Annotated in this window: 13 protein-coding genes and 1 pseudogene; 12 read left to right on the forward strand and 2 right to left on the reverse strand. The window is 59.5% G+C overall.

All coding sequences use genetic code 11. The features are described from left to right. The first annotated feature begins 264 nt into the window (after positions 1–264). The 8 genes from CVO77_RS20480 (at position 265) to gorA (ending at position 10,214) form a co-directional block, all read left to right on the forward strand. Positions 265–1,896, forward strand: a complete 1,632-nt coding sequence (locus CVO77_RS20480; protein WP_020818092.1) for an AMP-binding protein — start codon at positions 265–267, stop codon at positions 1,894–1,896. Beyond that, positions 1,893–2,864: a thiamine pyrophosphate-dependent dehydrogenase E1 component subunit alpha gene (locus CVO77_RS20485; RefSeq protein WP_013040176.1), complete on the forward strand. Its 972-nt coding sequence runs from the start codon at positions 1,893–1,895 to the stop codon at positions 2,862–2,864. Before CVO77_RS20480 ends, CVO77_RS20485 begins: the two co-directional genes overlap by 4 nt. Then, positions 2,857–3,840 carry an alpha-ketoacid dehydrogenase subunit beta gene (locus tag CVO77_RS20490; protein ID WP_013040175.1) on the forward strand — a complete coding sequence of 328 codons (984 nt, stop codon included), beginning with the start codon at positions 2,857–2,859 and terminating at the stop codon, positions 3,838–3,840. The genes CVO77_RS20485 and CVO77_RS20490 overlap by 8 nt, the downstream gene beginning before the upstream one ends. Beyond that, positions 3,837–4,076 carry a lipoyl domain-containing protein gene (locus CVO77_RS20495; RefSeq protein ID WP_007682525.1) on the forward strand — a complete coding sequence of 80 codons (240 nt, stop codon included), beginning with the start codon at positions 3,837–3,839 and terminating at the stop codon, positions 4,074–4,076. The genes CVO77_RS20490 and CVO77_RS20495 overlap by 4 nt, the downstream gene beginning before the upstream one ends. Positions 4,077–4,187: 111 nt before the next feature. Continuing rightward, on the forward strand, positions 4,188–6,728 hold the full coding sequence (locus CVO77_RS20500; RefSeq protein ID WP_242446216.1) for a TonB-dependent receptor: 2,541 nt from the start codon (positions 4,188–4,190) through the stop codon (positions 6,726–6,728). A 170-nt stretch (positions 6,729–6,898) separates the two neighbouring features. Beyond that, a complete protein-coding gene (locus CVO77_RS20505; protein WP_007682022.1) occupies positions 6,899–7,840 on the forward strand; it encodes an XdhC family protein in 942 nt (313 codons plus the stop codon). Further along, the gene (locus tag CVO77_RS20510) at positions 7,837–8,829 is read left to right on the forward strand and encodes a molybdopterin-binding protein (RefSeq protein ID WP_007682023.1); all 993 of its coding nucleotides are present in this window, start codon (positions 7,837–7,839) and stop codon (positions 8,827–8,829) included. The genes CVO77_RS20505 and CVO77_RS20510 overlap by 4 nt, the downstream gene beginning before the upstream one ends. Before the next feature lie 38 nt (positions 8,830–8,867). Beyond that, the gene (gorA, locus tag CVO77_RS20515; RefSeq protein WP_007682024.1) at positions 8,868–10,214 is read left to right on the forward strand and encodes a glutathione-disulfide reductase; all 1,347 of its coding nucleotides are present in this window, start codon (positions 8,868–8,870) and stop codon (positions 10,212–10,214) included. Positions 10,215–10,348: 134 nt separating this feature from the next. Here gorA and CVO77_RS20520 read toward each other — a convergent pair whose 3' ends face one another. Further along, positions 10,349–11,587, reverse strand: a complete 1,239-nt coding sequence (locus CVO77_RS20520) for an acyl-CoA dehydrogenase family protein (protein ID WP_007682027.1) — start codon at positions 11,585–11,587, stop codon at positions 10,349–10,351. 367 nt (positions 11,588–11,954) lie between these two features. On the opposite strand from CVO77_RS20520, the gene linX reads away from it, so the two are divergent. From linX to CVO77_RS20550, 4 genes and pseudogenes are all read left to right on the forward strand, one after another. After that, positions 11,955–12,707: a 2,5-dichloro-2,5-cyclohexadiene-1,4-diol dehydrogenase LinX gene (linX, locus tag CVO77_RS20525; protein ID WP_007682029.1), complete on the forward strand. Its 753-nt coding sequence runs from the start codon at positions 11,955–11,957 to the stop codon at positions 12,705–12,707. 282 nt (positions 12,708–12,989) lie between these two features. Next, positions 12,990–13,729: pseudogene (locus CVO77_RS20535) on the forward strand (SDR family NAD(P)-dependent oxidoreductase). 60 nt (positions 13,730–13,789) lie between these two features. Next, positions 13,790–14,260, forward strand: a complete 471-nt coding sequence (gene linA / locus CVO77_RS20540; RefSeq protein ID WP_106000992.1) for a hexachlorocyclohexane dehydrochlorinase — start codon at positions 13,790–13,792, stop codon at positions 14,258–14,260. 428 nt (positions 14,261–14,688) lie between these two features. Further along, positions 14,689–15,846 carry an FAD-dependent oxidoreductase gene (locus tag CVO77_RS20550; RefSeq protein WP_021246209.1) on the forward strand — a complete coding sequence of 386 codons (1,158 nt, stop codon included), beginning with the start codon at positions 14,689–14,691 and terminating at the stop codon, positions 15,844–15,846. A gap of 18 nt (positions 15,847–15,864) precedes the next feature. Here CVO77_RS20550 and CVO77_RS20560 read toward each other — a convergent pair whose 3' ends face one another. Continuing rightward, a complete protein-coding gene (locus CVO77_RS20560; protein WP_001389365.1) occupies positions 15,865–16,629 on the reverse strand; it encodes an IS6-like element IS6100 family transposase in 765 nt (254 codons plus the stop codon). Position 16,630: the final 1 nt, after the last annotated feature.

The following is a 16,630-nucleotide window of genomic DNA, read 5'->3' on the forward strand; positions in this document are numbered from 1 at the left end:
GTAGCTTCTTTTTGGCGATGTTTGTGGCGCATAGGGCTATTGACAAATGCCCAAACGGTGACCTAAAGTTTCAAACAGACGCAGAGACGATAAGCGCCGTGCAAGTTGGGGCCATCCGGCCGGAAATGCTGAACGGATGGATCGGATGCTGCCAGGGGCCTGCGTGAGCGGGTTGGCAGGCTAGTTTCCCATGTACGGAAGACGAATCGGGAAAGCTCGTGGTCGGTGTGTTTCGCGAGTGAGGGGATAGACGTGCGAAAGGACGTGAGCGGTTGGATCACCCGTCTGAACGACGCGATGATCGACAACTACACAGCTTCAGGCGCATGGCGGAATGAGTCGATCGCCGATATCGCTGCGCGTCTGGTGATCGAAAAGCCTGACATGCTCGCATTTATTGAGGGCGATCGCTCGCTTTATCTGGGTAATCTTGTTACCAAGGCAAGAAAGATTGCTGCGGTACTTGCCACGCGTGGCCTAGTTCCGGGCGATGTGGTAAGCTTCCAGCTTCCCAACTGGCTCGAAACCGCGGTAATCAACCTGGCTTGTTGTATCGGCGGCTTTGTCTGCAATCCCATCATCCCAATCTATCGCGAGGCGGAGGTCGGCTACATCCTGCGCGACGGCCGTGCTAAGATTCTGTTCGTGCCGACGAGCTTCCGTGGCTTCGATTATGTCAATATGGCGCGCGCGCTTCAGGCGGGCCTTCCCGATCTTGCCACCATCGTTACCGTCCGGGGTGAGGCGGAGGGCTGTCTTGGTTATGAGGAGCTTCTCGCTTCAAACGCGCCTGACGTGGCAAGCGGCCATCCCGATCCCAATGCCGTCAAGCTGCTGCTCTATACATCGGGCACGACAAGCCATCCCAAGGGCGTTCTGCACAGCCACAATAGCTTAATGGCCGAGCTCCTTGCCGCTCGGGACTATTGGGGCCTTGGTGCGAGCGATGTGGTGCTGATGCCCTCGCCGGTTACGCATATAACCGGCTATCTTTACGCGCTCGAAATGGGTTTCGTCACCGGCTGTGCCGCGGTGTTGATGGAGCGATGGGACGCCTCTGAGGCGGTCGAGCTGATCAAGCGGCACGGCGTAACGATGAGCGTTGGCGCAACTCCCTTCCTCAGGGAACTTACGGATACGGTCGTGTCGGCCGGGGCTCTGCTCCCCACGATGCGTTTGTTTATCTGCGGCGGGGCGCCGGTTGCGCCGGAACTTGTGCGCCGGGCGGCGCAGGCGATCCCGGGGTGCGCCATATCGCGCGCCTTCGGAAGCAGCGAGGCGCCAACGGTCACGCTGGGTGTCCGGGGCGTCGAAGAGCTTGAGCTTGGCGCGACCACGGACGGGCGCATCGTCAACAATGAAGTGCGGATCATCGACGAAGCGACGGGAGCGTTGCTGGGCGAGGGGGCGGAAGGAGAGATCCTTGTTCGCGGCCCGGAGGTGATGCTGGGCTATACCGATCAAGCGCTGACGGACGATGCGTTCGATCAGGACGGCTTCTTCCGCACGGGTGATCTCGGACGGATCGAATTTGGCGATTTCCTGGCGGTGAGCGGCCGTAAAAAGGATGTTATCGTGCGCGGGGGCGAGAATATCAGCCCTCAGGAAATCGAAGATGCGCTGCATCGCTATCCTGCAATCACCGACGTCGCAGTGGTGGCGATGCCGCATGAAAGGCTGGGTGAAGGGGTCTGCGCCTATGTGATTGCGGATGCGCCCGTTTCCGTCGCCGACATTGGCAGCTTCCTCGGGGAGCAAGGGCTAGCGCGACAGAAATGGCCGGAGCGCGTGGAGATGGTCGACGCGTTTCCGCGCACGGCTTCGGGCAAAGTCCAGAAGAATATCCTGCGTGATCGCCTGGTTGCGCAGGCTCAGCCCACGGAGGCGTCCTTATGAATGGTCCGGACCTTCAACGGTCATTACGGCTTTTTGAGCGCATGCTGCTTATCCGCAGGATGGAGGAGCGGCTTGGTGACCTCGGGAAAGCCGGCGAACTTCCTGGCAATGTGCATCTTTATATTGGCCAGGAAGCGGTGGCCACCGGCGTCTGCGCACATCTTGACGACAGCGACTGGGTTGCCAGCACTCATCGCGGGCACGGTCACTTCCTGGCGAAGGGCGGAGATCCGCGCGCTATGGCGGCGGAGCTCATGGGCAAAGAGACCGGCATTTGCCACGGCAAGGGCGGCTCGATGCATGTTGCCGACGTCTCGAAGGGCATATTGGGCGCCAACGGCATTGTCGGCGGTGGCGTAGGGCTCGCGGTCGGTGCGGCACTCGGCGCGCAGCTTGACGGCGAGGGCCGGGTTGCCGTGGTGTTTTTCGGTGACGGTGCGTCCAGCCAGGGCGTCATTTCCGAGGCGCTGAACATCGCCGCCCTGTGGAAGCTTCCACTGTTGCTGGTCTGCGAGAATAACGGATTTTCTCAATTCTCCCCTTATGAGACGGTGAACGCTGGCGATATCTGGCGCCGCGCCGAACCGTTTGGCATGCCCGGCGCGCTGGTCGACGGCAATGACGTCCACGCCGTATGGCGGGTCGTTGGCGAGGCGGTTGCGCGGGCGCGCTCAGGCGAAGGGGCCACGCTCATCGAGGCTCGTACCTATCGCTGGCGGACTCATGTCGAATCCGAAGAAAGCTTCCTTGCAGCGCCTTATCGCACCCAGGAAGAAGTCGAGAGCTGGAAGCAGCGCGATCCGATTAGCCGGCTGGAAGAATTTCTCGTCTCCGAGGATCTGGAAAAGGACGTGGCCGCTATCCGGGCCAGGGTCGAGGGCGTTACCGAAAGCGCCATCACCGATGCTTTGAATGATCCTCTTCCCCCTGTCTCCCGTGCTTTTGAGGATATGTTCGCCAATGGCTAAGCGGCGCCTCATCCATGCTGTCAACGAAGCGCTTCATGAAGAAATGGAGCGCGACGATCGTGTGATCCTCTATGGCGAGGATGTCAGGATCGGCTTGTTCGGCGATACACGCGGCCTCTTCGACAAGTTCGGGGGCAAGCGGGTGATCAACACGCCAATCTCCGAGGTTGTCATGACCGGTATGGCGGTTGGGATGGCAGCGGCCGGCTATCGCCCGATCTGCCACATGATGTATGGCAACTTCCTTTATACCGGCTTTGACTCCATCGCGAACCAGGCCGCCAAGCTTCGCTATATGACGGCGGGCCAGCTCAAGCTGCCGCTCGTTTACCTGGCATCTACAGGTGCCGGCCGCTCATCTGGCGCCCAGCATTCCGATGCACCCTATCCAGGCGTTATGAACCTTGGCGGCATCAAGGTCGTGATCCCCAGCACGCCAGCCGACGCCAAGGGTTTGATGAAGGCCAGCATCCGTGAGGATAATCCGGTCCTCTTCCTGCTGCCCACCCGCCGCGGCGGCGAGCAAGGAGAAGTGCCCGATGGCGATCATGTCGTGCCGCTCGGCAAGGGATCGGTGAAGCGCGAGGGTCGCGATGTCACGGTGGTCGCGATCGGTGTGATGGTGCGTCATGCAATGCGCGCAGCGGCGACATTGTCCGAAGAGGGGATCGAGGTCGAAGTTGTCGATCCGATGACGCTCTTCCCGCTCGATAAGGAGCTGATCCTGGCCTCGGTTCGCAAGACCGGGCGCCTAGTAATCCTCGATGAGGCGCGTGCTACATGCAGCGCCGCAAGTGAAATTGCCGCTATCGTCGCCGAACAGGGTTTTGCTTCGTTGCGTGGTCCCGTGCGCCGGGTCACCGTGCAGGATGTGGCGATCCCGTTCGCGCCCCATCTCGAAAATGCGGTGATCCCTGATGAGGCTATGGTTGAGGCTGCGATCCGCGCGGCTGTACGCGATGGAGACGTTGCATGAAGATGTCGCTTAAGTTGCCGATGTTTGGCATGAACATGGAAGAAGGCACGATCGCTCGCTGGCACGTACAGCTGGGCGCAGACTTTGCTCTCGGTGACATCCTTTATGAGGTGGAAACCGAAAAGGTGACGTCCGAGGTGGAAGCCCCGTGCGATGGAACTCTCATTGAAATATTGGTTTCTGAAGGTGATGATGCTGCTGTTGGAGCGGCAGTCTGCCGAATAGAAACGAAATAATTGTCCTGACACCGGAGTGAAGTGGGCAGGAGACACGGATAGTTTTTCAACGCGACCGAAGAAAAAATGTTTAAGAGCGCGAAACGATACTTCGGTCATATCTAGGGAGGGATGGTTATGATTGTCAGACCAGAAAGCACAACGAAACGGCACGGCATTAACTTATACGCATCGGGCGTCGCGCTTCTTTGCTTCTGTTCGCCCGCATTCGCCCAGAGCGAGGCTCCGGCGGAGCAGCCTGCTGCCCAATCCGCAGCCGCCGAAGCGCCGCAGAGTGAAAGTCTGGGTGCCGGCGAGATCATCGTCACCGCCAGCAAGCGCGCTGAATCGATCAACAAGGTCGGCCTCACGATTGCGGCGGTCAGTGGCGATCAGCTCGTCAAGCAGGGTATCAGCAGCGTCCAGGATTTGACCAAGGCCGTCCCGGGTCTGACCTATGCGCGGTCGGCATTCGGCACCCCGGTGTTCACGCTGCGTGGCGTCGGCTATTTCGATACCGCTCTGGCGGCATCGCCTGCGGTTAGCGTTTATGTCGACCAGGCGCCTCTCAGCTTCTCCGCGCTGCCCGGCATCGGGGTCGGTTTGGACATGGAGCGTGTTGAGGTACTGAAAGGTCCGCAGGGCATTCTGTTCGGCCAGAATTCCACCGGCGGCGCGATCAACTACATCGCCAACAAGCCGACCGACACTCTGACGAGCGGGTTCAGCCTTGGCTATGGACGATTTAGCACGGTTGAAGGCGAAGCTTTCATCAGTGGACCTGTGACCGACACGCTCAATATACGGCTCGCTGGCCGCAGCACTTATGCGGGATCGTGGCAGAAAAATTACTTCTCTCGTCCAGGTGACGAGTTCGGGAAGCGGCGGGAATTCGCTGGCCGTATCACTCTAGACTGGAAGCCCACCGATAGACTCAGTTTCATGGCCAGCCTGAGTGGTTGGCATGACGGCAGCGAGCCGCAGATCGGGCAGTACATCTTCCTGCGTCCTGCCACGGCGGGGCAGGAGCAATTTTTGAGCCCTCAGCTTTATAATTTCGAAACGGGTACATTGGTGACGCCATATGCGCCGCGCAAGGCGCGCGCCGCCGATTGGTCCGCGGATGCTGAACCTTTCCGTGACGACAGAATGTATAATGCCGCGCTGCGTACCGACTATGACGTGACCGATAATCTGACCCTGACCTCGATCACTTCTTATTCGGACTATAAGCGTAATAGCCGGGCGGCGGATGACGGCACTGCGGTGCAAGACTATGATTATGTCGCCAACGACGGATATATTCGTGACTTCAACCAGGAATTGCGCCTGTCGAACGACGCCGCATCGCGCATGCGGGTCACCGTCGGTGCTAATTATCAGCACAGCAAAGTCTATGAGCTAAGCAAGCTTTCCTATGGAGATAGCATCGTCTCGAATTTCTCTCAGATAGACGGGACGAGCACTTTGCTGCCGGTGCCATTTTCCAGATCATCGGATTTCAGCCGGCAGACGATCGAAAATTATGCGTTCTTTGGAAACGTCGATTTCGATGTGACAGACACCATCACGGTGAAGGGTGGCCTTCGCTATACGAACAGCAAGCGCCATTTCGTCGGCTGTACCTTTGATAATAATTTCGACCCGATACATGGCGACGACGCCCAGCGCAGGCTGTTCGACATTATCCACACGTTCGCCAGATCCCTGGTGGGCCTGGGAGCATCGACCCCCCTGCAGCCGGGTGACTGCACCAGTGCGATCGACCCGCTGACGGATGCCAACGGCAATCCACTTATCGGTGTAGAGAATGGGCAACGGCCGGATGCCTTTGAGAGCATCCTCGGCGATACCAACCTCAATGAGGATAATCTGTCCTGGAAGGTTGGCGTCGACTTCAAGCCGGTGGCTGGTTCGCTATTTTACGCGAACGTGACCAAGGGCTATAAGGCAGGCAGCTTCCCAACGATTGGGGCGGCGACTGTCAGTCAATATCGTCCGGTCGTTCAGGAATCGGTCATTGCCTACGAAGCGGGTTTCAAGCAGGAGCTGTTCGACCGCTCGGTGCTGCTCACCGGTGCTGGCTTCTACTATGACTACCGCAACAAGCAGCGGATGGGCTTCTTCGATCAGCCGCCTTTCGGCACCGTGTTCGCACTCGACAACGTGCCTAAGTCCACCGTCAAGGGCGGTGAGCTGGCCATCGTATGGCGGCCGGTCGATGGCCTCAACCTCAGTGGCGCGGTGACCTATGTCGACGCGAAGATCAAAAAATACTCCGGTCTGAATTCCGACGGGGTATTTACTGACTTTGCCGGCGACCGGGTGCCATTCGCTCCGAAATGGAATGCGAGTGCAAACGCCGACTATACCGTTCCGCTTGGCGCCAGCCTGGCAGTGAATTTGGGTGCCAGCCTGACCTATAACAGCAGCACGCAGGCTGCGGTCGGTCATGATGCGGTGACGAAGGCGGTAACCTACATCAAGCCGTTTACCACCGTTGATGCTCGCATTGCACTTCAGGATGCGGACAATGCATGGCAGGTCCAGTTCTGGGTGAAGAATCTGACCAACGAATATTACTGGAACAACGTAGCGTTCCTGTACGATACGGCGGTTCGGTATGCGGCCATGCCACGCACCTACGGAGTAAAGACCAGCTTCCGTTTCTAAAGCTGATCGGAGGATCTTGGGTTGGTCTGTCGAGATTGGCCTGGGATCTCCCCTCCTCTGCCGGCATGAAGCCGGTGGTGCATTGAATGGATACGGCCGGAGCATCCGATTTTTCGGACGCTCCGGCCGTAATCCTTTAAGTTCAGCATTTTTTGGATCAGAATGGGATCATGGCTGAGGCAGCGGATGACCTGGATGTCGTGATAGATGCCGCGGCGCTATGGCTTGCGGCGGGCCGTCATGTCGCGCTTGCCACAGTGATCGAGACCTGGGGGTCGGCGCCTCGGCGGGCGGGATCCCATCTGGTGATCCGCGACGACGGAATTTTCGAAGGCTCCGTCAGCGGCGGTTGTGTCGAAGGCGACGTCATCGTTCAGGCTCTCGAATTGATTGCGGCAGGGGGCGGCTTTCGTCGCCTGGATTATGGCGTGGCTGACGCGCAGGCCTGGGAGGTGGGACTTGCTTGCGGCGGCCGAATCTCCATCCTGTTACAGACCGTCGATGGGGCACATTTTCCGCCTGCGCTGATCGAGCGTATCGTTGATGCACGGGCGCAGGGTTTGCCGCTGGGTCTGGCGACGGATCTGACAAGCGGTGCGACCCGCGAGAATGCGGCCCCTCTGAAGGAATGGTTCTTCAATCTCTATCCTCCGCGCCGTCGTCTCGCGATCGTGGGGGCGGTTCATATCGCCCAGCTGCTCGTCCCGATGGCGCGCCTTGCGGGCTATGAGACAACCGTTATCGATCCGCGCGGCATGTTCGCGGCGGCTGCCCGATTTGATCAACCTGTAGACGAGAATTGGCCCGACGAAGCGCTTGATCGTTGGCGCCCGGACGGCGGCTCCGCGGTAGTCAGTTTGACGCATGATCCAAAGCTTGATGATCCGGCGCTGGCGCGCGCTCTGAACTCGCCGGCCTTCTATATCGGCGCATTGGGATCACGAAAAACACATGCTGCCCGGCTCGAGCGGCTCGGCGCCGCCGGCTTCACGGATAAGGAGCTCGCCCGCATCCATGGGCCGGCAGGGCTCCCAATCGGTGCGGCGGGACCAGCCGAGATCGCCGTTTCCATCCTGGCCGAGATGACGACAGTCTTGCGGAGCTCGAAGTGAGGTTTGGACGGGTATCGCTGGAAGAGGCCGAGGGTGCGATCCTGGCCCATAGCCTCTCGATTCCGGGACGCCGCTTGCCAAAAGGGCGCGTGCTCGATTGCGATGATCTGGCGGCGGTCCGGCATGCGGGATTGGAAGCGCTCACCGTTGCTCGGCTCGATACGGACGATATTGGTGAAAATGATGTCGCGATGGCGATTGCGCAGAGGCTGGCCGGAGATCATGTCCGCGCCGAACCTCCCGTCCATGGGCGGGCTGATCTGATCGCCGAGACGAACGGCCTTCTCGTTTATGCACCCGACGGCATAGGCAAGCTCAATCGGGCAACGGAGGCGATCACATTCGCCGCCGTCGCGCCGATGACGCCGGTGCGCGCGGGCGACGTGGTAGGCACCGTCAAGATAATTCCCTATGCGGTGCCCCGAGCCGAACTTGTCTCAGCGGGGCAAGTCGCGGATGGTTGCAAGGTCCGTATAGCTGCATTCGGGCCCCTCTCGGTCAATCTCGTGCAAACCAGTCTAGGCAGCGTAAGCCTCAAGCTTCTCGCCAAGACCGAAACCGTTATAAGGCAGCGAGTCGAGAGGCTTGGCGGACATTTGAATCATGTGTGGATCTGCGATCATGATGAAGCGGCTCTAACCAATTTGCTCGCGGACTCTTCGGAGGCGGATCTTGTGCTGATCATGGCGGCATCGGCGACGGCCGACCGCGAAGATGTGGTCCCCGCGGCCATTCGACAAGCGGGCGGGCGCGTGGAGCGGGTGGGAATGCCGGTCGATCCCGGCAATCTCCTGTGCCTCGGTTGGTTGCGCAGGCGGGCTGTCATTGGGTTGCCGGGTTGTGCACGTAGCCCCCTGCGTAATGGAGTTGATCTGATATTGGAGCGGCTCTTCGCTGGGTTCGGCGTGGATAGCGATGTGATCGCCGGCATGGGAGTCGGCGGTCTGCTCGGGGATGGAGGCGGACGACTCGATGCGCGCGCCCTCTAGCTGTAGAAAAACAACACTTACTTGGTTGGGATTATTGGATGTTGACCTACGACTATGATCTGTTCGTCATTGGGGCGGGCTCGGGCGGAGTGCGCGCGGCGCGGGTTTCGGCAGCCTATGGCGCGCGGGTGGCGGTCGCCGAGGAGCATCGGGTGGGCGGCACCTGCGTGATCCGGGGCTGCGTGCCCAAGAAGCTGCTCGTCTATGGCTCGCATTTCGCCGAGGATCTGCAGGATGCACGGCGCTTTGGCTGGAAGGTGCCCGATTGCGAATTTGACTGGTCGGCGCTGCGCGACAATGTGCTCGCCGAGGTCTCGCGGCTCGAAGGTCTCTACACCGAGACGCTCGGCAACAATAAGGTCGAGATCATCCGCGAGCGGGCGACCGTCGCCGGGCCGCATGAGGTGCTGCTCGGCTCGGGCCAGACGATCACCGCCGGCAAAATCCTGATCGCAACCGGCGCTTGGCCGATCGTACCCCATTTTCCGGGGGCCGAGCATGGCATCACCTCGAATGAAGTGTTCCATCTCGATACCTTCCCCAAGCGCGTGGTGATCGCAGGGGCGGGCTATATCGCCAATGAATTTGCCGGCATCTTCCACCAGTTTGGTGCGCATGTGACGCTGGTCAACCGCACCGACGTGATCCTGCGCGGCTATGACGAGCAGATCCGCGACCGGCTGCTCCAGATCTCGATGACCAAGGGGATCGAGTTCAAATTCCACGTCGCCTTCGAGAAGGTCGACAAGCAACCGGACGGCTCGCTGCTGGTGCACATGACCGGCCATGAGCCGATCCCGGCCGACATGCTGCTATTCGCCACCGGCCGACGCCCGCATACCGAAAATCTCGGGCTGGAGACGGCCGACGTCGCACTCGACGCCAAGGGCGCGATCAAGGTGGACGACGACAACCGCTCGAGCTGCGCCAGCATCTATGCGGTGGGCGACGTCACCAACCGGGTGCAGCTGACGCCGGTCGCGATCCGCGAGGGCCAGGCCTTTGCCGACACTGTGTTCGGCAATAATCCCCGCCGGGTCGATTATGGCTGCATCCCGTCCGCCGTATTCAGCCATCCGCCGATGGCGGGCGTGGGCATGACCGAGGCCGAGGCGCGCAACAAGCTCGGTGAGGTCAAGGTCTACACCTCCGACTTCCGGGCGATGAAGAATGTGCTCGCCGACCGCCACGAGCGCGCGCTCTACAAGCTGGTCGTCCATCCTGAGACCGACGTGGTGGTCGGCATCCACATGATCGGCCCCGACGCGCCTGAAATCCTGCAGGCCGCCGCGATCGCGGTGAAGGCGAGGCTCACCAAGGCCCAGTTCGACGATACCGTAGCACTGCATCCCTCTATGGCCGAGGAACTGGTGCTGATGCGGTAGGGCTTGGGTTGCCAGCTACCGACGTATGCGCCTGGGCGCTGCGTCGGTCATGCGCTTGGCCTGCCGTTCGCCTGAACGCGACCGGCAGGCCGTTAGCTGGTCATTGCGACCGAATAACAGGGTCGGCAATTCAACTATTGACGATAGCGGCGCATTTCGAGGCGAGCGATCGCGCGGTTGTGAACCTCATCCGGCCCATCCACCAGGCGCATTGTGCGGAGATGTGCATAGGCGCGCGCAAGGCCGAAGTCGTCGGCGACGCCCGCGCCGCCATGCGCCTGGATCGCATCGTCGGCGATCTTCAACGCCATATGCGGCCCCGCCACCTTGATCATCGCGATTTCCGCTTGTGCTGCCTTGGCCCCAAGCTTGTCCATCACGTCGGCGGCCTTGAGGCATAGGAGGCGGGTCATTTCAAGTGACGTCCGTGCTTCGGCGATCCGCTGCTCCCAGATGGAATGCTCTGCTAGGCGTTTCCCAAAGGCAGTGCGCGAAAGGAGCCGCTCCACCATTTTCTTCAAGATTTCCTCGGCCAAGCCAATCGTGCGCATACAGTGATGGATTCGGCCTGGCCCCAATCGCCCCTGAGCAATTTCAAAGCCGCGCCCCTCGCCGAGCAGCATATTCTCGACCGGAACGCGAACATCCTTCAGCTCGACTTCGCCATGACCATGAGGCGCATCGTCATAGCCAAACACAGGAAGCATTCGCAGAACCTTAACCCCCGGCGTGTCGAGCGGCAGGAGGATCATGCTCTGCTGAGCATGGCGCGGGGCATCAGGATCGGTCTTTCCCATGAGAATGCCGACCGAGCATCGAGGATCGCCTATGCCCGAAGACCACCATTTGCGGCCGTTGATCACATAATGGTCGCCGTCACAAACGATGGAGGTTTCGATATTGGTGGCGTCAGAGGATGCGACTCGCGGCTCGGTCATCAGAAAGACCGAGCGAATCTTCCCCTCCATCAGCGGCCGGAGCCAGCGCTCCTTATGCTCGCGAGTTCCATAGCGGTGCAGGACCTCCATGTTGCCGGTATCGGGCGCGGAGCAGTTGAACACCTCGGACGCCCATTCGATGCGGCCCATCTCTTCCGCGCAGGAGGCATATTCCAGATTGGTAAGGCCCGGAGCGACGAACTCGAAGCTGCTGTCGACGGGATTGTGGCCGGCCAGCGGCGGCATGAAAAGATTCCATATGCCGTCCGCTTTCGCGCGCTCCTTCAATTCCTCGATTATCGGCAGAGTCTTCCACCGCTCTCCACTAGCCTGCTGCGCGGCATAGGTCTCATCATGGGGCCGAACCACATCGTTCATGAAATTACGGACCCGATCACGCCACATGGTTTCCGCGGGCGACATCGTGAAATTCATATTGCAGTCCTTATCTGGCCCATGGGCATGATGACCACATGGTAATTATCATTAACCCCTGCATGATCCAAGCGATTCGATAAAAGGAGGGCATGCGCCATCTGCGTAGGCTTTTTCACTTCGAGTCGGAGATTGCAGGCCGCGAACGCTGTAAAGGAAGCCATTGTAGAACATAGAGTATGAACCAGCGCCTTTCGCCCCGGCTGGACAAGAGGGCATTTCGTCCTCTCGCAAAGCAGGCTTGTAACCATGTGGTAAGTATGCTCTGATCTTTCAGGCTGGTGCCAGGCACATGGGGCCACTGGCGATGTGGTCAAGGCTGAAGCGAAGTCAATTCGCGCAGTTGAGCATTTTCGGAGGATGAAGAATGGCTAACAGACTCGCAGGCAAGGTTGCGCTCATCACGGGTGGAGCGAGCGGGCTCGGCGCCGCTCAGGCGAAGCGTTTCGCGGAAGAAGGCGCCAAGGTCGTAATCGGCGACCTCAATGAAGAGATGGCCAAGGGCGTCGTAGCCGAAATCAGGGCTGCTGGTGGCGATGCGCTCTTCATTCGGTTGGATGTTACCGATGCGGCGAGCTGGAATAATGCGATTGCCGCTGCCGTCGAGGCTTTTGGCGGGCTTACGACTCTATCCAACACTGCCGGTATCATTCATCCTGGCGGCTTCGAGGAGGAGAGCATTGAAGGCTGGAACAAGATGGTGGCGGTCAATCAGACTGCTATCTTCCTCGGAATCAAGGCGGCAATCCCCGAGCTGGTGAAGTCGGGCAATGGCTCGATCATCAACATCAGTTCGTTGATCGGCATGTTTCCCACCGCCGGCAATGCCAGCTACTGTGCCACCAAAGCGGCCGTGCGCATCATGAGCAAGGCGGCGGCGCTGGAGTTTGTGGACCGCGGCGTTCGGGTGAATACGATCGTGCCCGGCGGAATGAACACGCCGATCACGGCGAATGTCCCCCCTGACGTGCTGAAGCAGCAGACAAGCCAGATCCCCATGGGAAAGCTCGGTGACCCGATCGACATTGCCAACGGCGCGCTTTTTCTGGCCTCTGACGAGGCGAAATATATTACTGGCGTGGATCTGCCGATTGACGGAGGCTGGTCCGTGGGTGTTTGAACTCATTGATATTATTTGTGAAAACACAGCATTAGAAAGTGAAAGCGCGCGGCTGCGTGCCGCGCGCAAAGGGGCAGCATTAGCGGGCCAGGGGACTTGGACATTTAGTCTCACTTTTCGGTCCGGTTCCTCAGAATCCAGCTTGACTACCAACTGGTAATTGTGCTTGGATCAAGGTCCGGTGATCGGCCCAGTTGTTGTGCATCGGAAAAAAGAACCCTCAGCGACGCGGGTCTGAATTGCGCGCTCAAGCTATTTAGGAGGCACAGGATGAGCAACAGAATGGCAGGAAAAGTCGCGCTCGTAACGGGCGCGGCGAGCGGCCTGGGTGCAGCGCAGGCTCGGCTTTTTGCCAAGGAGGGCGCCAAGGTCGTCGTCGCCGATCTGAATGTCGAAATGGGCAACAAGGTCGTGGCCGAGATTCAGGAAAGCGGGGGCGAGGCCCTATCGTGCGGCTGGATATCACCGATGCTGCGAGCTGGGCGGGGGCTGTCGAGGCGGCGGTTGGGGCCTTTGGGAAGCTCACGACGCTTTACAACACCGCGGGCATCATCCACGGCGCGATGATCCAGGACGAGACGCTCGAAGGCTGGAGCAAGATGATCGCGGTCAACCAGACTGCGCTTTTCCTGGGCCTGAAGATGGTTGCGCCGGAAATTGCGAAGTCGGGAAATGGTGCGATCCTAAACATCAGTTCGCTCGTCAGCGTCATCTGTGAGCCTGGCTTGATCAGCTATGCGGCGACCAAGTCTGCGGTACGCGCGATGACCAAGGTGGCTGCGCTGGAATATGTCGGGCAAGGGGTGCGGGTGAACACCATCGTTCCTGGTGGCATGAAGACGCCGATGCAGGCGAACGTCACGCCCGAGCAGGTTGAATGGTACAAAGCGCAGATCCCGATGGGCGATCTTGGCGAGCCGAACGATATCGCTTATGGGGCGCTATATCTTCTGTCAGACGAAGCTAAATATGTTACTGGAACGGAACTGTTCATCGATGGCGGCTGGTCTTCTGCGGCCTAAATCCTTGATGCCCTCGATCCTGCTAAGATTACGGGATTATATTCAACTAGGAGATACAAAATGAGTGATCTAGACAGACTTGCAAGCCGGGCCGCGATTCAGGACCTCTACTCTGACAAGCTCATTGGCGTAGACAAGCGCCAAGAGGGCCGTCTCGCTTCTGTTTGGTGGGATGATGCAGAGTGGACCATTGAGGGAATCGGCACCTACAAGGGCCCGGAAGGCGCCCTCGATTTGGCCAATAACGTACTCTGGCCAATGTTTCACGAATGTATTCATTATGGAACCAATCTGCGCTTGGAATTTGTGAGCGCGGACAAGGTAAATGGTATTGGCGACGTCCTTCTCCTTGGAAATCTCGTCGAAGGTAATCAGTCGATTCTTATCGCTGCGGTCTTCACGGATGAGTATGAGCGCCGTGACGGGGTGTGGAAGTTCTCTAAGCGCAACGCATGCACGAACTATTTCACCCCGCTGGCCGGCATTCATTTCGCACCGCCCGGCATTCATTTCGCACCGTCCGGCGCATAATCTTATATATACAAGTGATTAGTTGGGCATTCACATGACGCTTGTCGTGTGGATGCCCAATTTTATATGGATGGAGAACTCAAACACAACGCGACTCGCGATTGGAGATGAGTCACGCCGGGGCACCTGGCGCCGAATGGTGGCCCCCCATTCAGCATTGCCGATCGGGCTTGCAATTTCGCCCGCCTGGTCCGTTAGAAGCATGAGCGCCGCCCATCGAAAGATGTTTCGGGATGGCCCCATTTGCCTTCTCGTGCTTGCCGATGCGGAGATCAGGCGCGGTTGACATGTGACCATTTGGTAATCTATCCTTTCCTTGTATCGAGGTGCGACGTGATCTCGCTTCGGTAAAAGAAGGGCGGAGCATTGACTTCGACGCAGGAGAGACGGTCGGCGGCTTTGGGTCGTTCGACCGGTGGAGGGCATTCTTGAAGCAATCGGCAGAGCGATCGCGGTTATCTCGCCGCGCTTTCATCCAGGCCGGCGGCGCGGGGCTGGCGGTTTCCACCCTGGGTGCTGCGGCATCTGCTCCGGCTGTTGCCGCGGTGGGCCGGCAGTGGACCCAAATCGCGGATATAGTCGTGGTCGGCAGCGGCGCGGCCGCCTCGGTTGCCGCACTTGCGGCTGCCAAGGACGGCGCGAAGGTCCTCATGCTGGAAAAAGCGCCGGTATATGGCGGTACGTCCGCGAAATCCGGTGGGGCTTTCTGGGTGCCCAATAATTTCAGGCTGAAGGAGCGGGGGATCGAGGATCCAAAGGCTTCGCTCCTGGCTTATTGCGCTGCCTATTCATATCCGCATCTTTTCGACAGCAATTCACCGACGCTCGGCCTGGGTGAGGATGTCTACAAACTGCTTGAGGCGTTTTACGACAACGCGTCGCCGATGACGGACATGTTGCGGGAAATCAAGGCAGCCGAGATAGGCCGCTTTCATGTCCTTCCCGACGGCCAGGGAACCGATCTGCCTGACTATGGCGTGCTCGACGGCAACAATAAGGTGCCTCGCGGACGGTGCCTCGGACCCATCAAGCCTGATGGGTCGCCAGGATTCGGCGCGGAGTTGATGCGCCAGATCAAGGCGCGCATCGACGCTTATGGCATTCCCCTGCTCACCAGCCACCAGGTTGTCCGCCTGGTTACCGACGGGGATGGCGCGGTGCTCGGCGTCGAGGCGCTGAACGACGGGAAGGAGGTTTCCTTTGGCGCGCGCAAAGGCGTGATCTTCGCAACGGGCGGGTTCACCTATAATCGCGAAATGCTCAATCTCCATCAGACAGGGCCGGTCTATGGCGGTTGCGGGGTGCCGACCAATACTGGCGACTTTGTATCGATTGCCGGGGCTGTTGGAGCGAAGCTTGGCAATATGGGAAGCGCCTGGCGCGCCGAGATCGTGCTGGAAGAGGCGCTGGAATATGTAAGCGTGCCAAGCGACGTATGGATTCCGCCGGGCGACAGCATGTTCATTGTCAATCGCTATGGGAATCGTGTCTTCAACGAGAAGCGCAATTACCATGACCGTGCGCGCGTACATCAACATTATGATCCCAACGGCTCTGTTGCAAAGATTGGCGGCAGTCAGAGGTAGGCTGTCGCTCTGCGCCGATCAGGCGGCTGCTGCGAAATGGTGGTTGAGCATGCCCATGGCCTCCGTCAGCGCCGAGGGCCCAATGCCAAAAGCTCTCTCCACAAGGCGCACCTCGCCCCTGATGCCGGGCTGCAGGCACCAGGGGCGAGCCTGTCCTTTGCGCAGGGCTCGCATGACTTCGAATCCCTTGATCGTGGCATAGGCCGTGGGGATCGATTTGAAACCGCGCACCGGCTTGATCAGTATCTTGAGCTTTCCGTGATCGGCCTCGATCACGTTATTGAGATACTTCACCTGCCGGTGGGCCGTCTCCCGGTCCAGCTTTCCTTCGCGCTTCAATTCGGTGATCGCTGCACCATAGCTCGGCGCTTTGTCGGTATTGAGCGTGGCAGGCTTTTCCCAGTGCTTCAGGCCTCGCAGGGCCTTGCCCAGGAACCGCTTCGCTGCCTTGGCGCTGCGGGTCGGCGACAGGTAGAAATCGATCGTGTCGCCCCGCTTGTCGACTGCCCGGTACAGGTAGGTCCACTTGCCCCGCACCTTGACGTAGGTTTCATCCAGGCGCCAGCTCGGATCAAAGCCACGCCGCCAGAACCAGCGCAGCCGCTTCTCCATCTCCGGGGCGTAGCACTGGACCCAGCGATAGATCGTCGTATGGTCGACCGAAATGCCGCGTTCCGCCAGCATTTCCTCAAGGTCGCGATAGCTGATCGGATAGCGACAATACCAGCGCACCGCCCACAGGATCACATCACCCTGGAAATGGCGCCACTTGAAATCCGTCATC

This window comes from Sphingopyxis lindanitolerans (assembly GCF_002993885.1).
Taxonomy (GTDB): Bacteria; Pseudomonadota; Alphaproteobacteria; order Sphingomonadales; family Sphingomonadaceae; genus Sphingopyxis; species Sphingopyxis lindanitolerans.

What these genes read in the sequence shown, in the direction of transcription:
- CVO77_RS20485 (WP_013040176.1), top strand. Translation starts at nt 1,893, where the DNA reads ATGAATGGTCCGGACCTTCAACGGTCATTACGGCTTTTTGAGCGCATG.
- CVO77_RS20490 (WP_013040175.1), top strand. Translation starts at nt 2,857, where the DNA reads ATGGCTAAGCGGCGCCTCATCCATGCTGTCAACGAAGCGCTTCATGAA.
- CVO77_RS20495 (WP_007682525.1), top strand. Translation starts at nt 3,837, where the DNA reads ATGAAGATGTCGCTTAAGTTGCCGATGTTTGGCATGAACATGGAAGAA.
- CVO77_RS20500 (WP_242446216.1), top strand. Translation starts at nt 4,188, where the DNA reads ATGGTTATGATTGTCAGACCAGAAAGCACAACGAAACGGCACGGCATT.
- CVO77_RS20505 (WP_007682022.1), top strand. Translation starts at nt 6,899, where the DNA reads ATGGCTGAGGCAGCGGATGACCTGGATGTCGTGATAGATGCCGCGGCG.
- gorA (WP_007682024.1), top strand. Translation starts at nt 8,868, where the DNA reads ATGTTGACCTACGACTATGATCTGTTCGTCATTGGGGCGGGCTCGGGC.
- CVO77_RS20520 (WP_007682027.1), bottom strand. Translation starts at nt 11,587, where the DNA reads ATGAATTTCACGATGTCGCCCGCGGAAACCATGTGGCGTGATCGGGTC.
- linX (WP_007682029.1), top strand. Translation starts at nt 11,955, where the DNA reads ATGGCTAACAGACTCGCAGGCAAGGTTGCGCTCATCACGGGTGGAGCG.
- linA (WP_106000992.1), top strand. Translation starts at nt 13,790, where the DNA reads ATGAGTGATCTAGACAGACTTGCAAGCCGGGCCGCGATTCAGGACCTC.
- CVO77_RS20560 (WP_001389365.1), bottom strand. Translation starts at nt 16,629, where the DNA reads ATGACGGATTTCAAGTGGCGCCATTTCCAGGGTGATGTGATCCTGTGG.